This window comes from Lutibacter sp. B1 (assembly GCF_012524075.1).
Lineage (GTDB): Bacteria > Bacteroidota > Bacteroidia > Flavobacteriales > Flavobacteriaceae > Lutibacter.
Genome location: NZ_JAAZUI010000139.1, coordinates 1 through 696, shown reverse-complemented (window position 1 = coordinate 696; position 696 = coordinate 1). Strand labels below are relative to the sequence as shown.

Here is a 696-nt window from a genome sequence, read left to right as displayed (position 1 = left end):
GTACTTAATATAAATAGTAGATTTCCTCTATTCCGTTTCTAAAGCTAATGCAGTAAGTGGAACTGTTGTTTAATGGTAAAAATACATTTGTTTTTATCTATAATTCTTACTGTCGGTAAAGTAACGAATCCGTTTAGTTTTAAAAAGGGTAATAGTCCATTCAAGAAGAAATATTGGATATCCTGAGTCCTCAGGGAAATTTTTATCAAACCAATTATAATATCTTAAAGCTCCTGAATAATCATTTATTTTTAAATATAATTCTGGTGGTAAATATCGCAGCCCTCGGCTGTCATCATAATATCCTCCCCAACGTTTTTTGTCAGCAGAAAGCGCACGTTTAATTTTCGTGATTTTATTTTTTATTCTTTCTACTTGTTTCGGTGTCATTTTATCTTTTTCGTGTTATTACAGCCAACGGTTTAGGCTATGTTGTCGTTGTGGAAAAATCGGCAAGATTTTTCCGCCATAGCAATAACTTTAGTAAATATACGAGGATTTTCTGAAAAAGAAAATCCGCCACAATGCAATATAGCCATTGTTGGGCTTTCGTACTTTATTTTATATCGTTTTCTAATTTATTTGGATCTTGTCTTGTGTCAAAAACAGTAATAATCTCAATTTCTTCTCTTTCAAATTTTATTCTGTAGTAGAAAGTAGTCTGTTTTGTTACAACACATTTAAAAAGACCTTTAA

At 31.0% G+C, this 696-nt stretch carries 1 protein-coding gene; it reads right to left on the bottom strand.

The window, feature by feature from the left end; all coding sequences use genetic code 11:
• Positions 1-93: 93 nt before the first annotated feature.
• Positions 94-390: a hypothetical protein gene (locus HGB55_RS15285; protein ID WP_247649236.1), complete on the bottom strand. Its 297-nt coding sequence runs from the start codon at positions 388-390 to the stop codon at positions 94-96.
• Positions 391-696: the final 306 nt, after the last annotated feature.

Coding starts and splice junctions, on each gene's coding strand:
- HGB55_RS15285 (WP_247649236.1), bottom strand. CDS start 390: ATGACACCGAAACAAGTAGAAAGAATAAAAAATAAAATCACGAAAATT.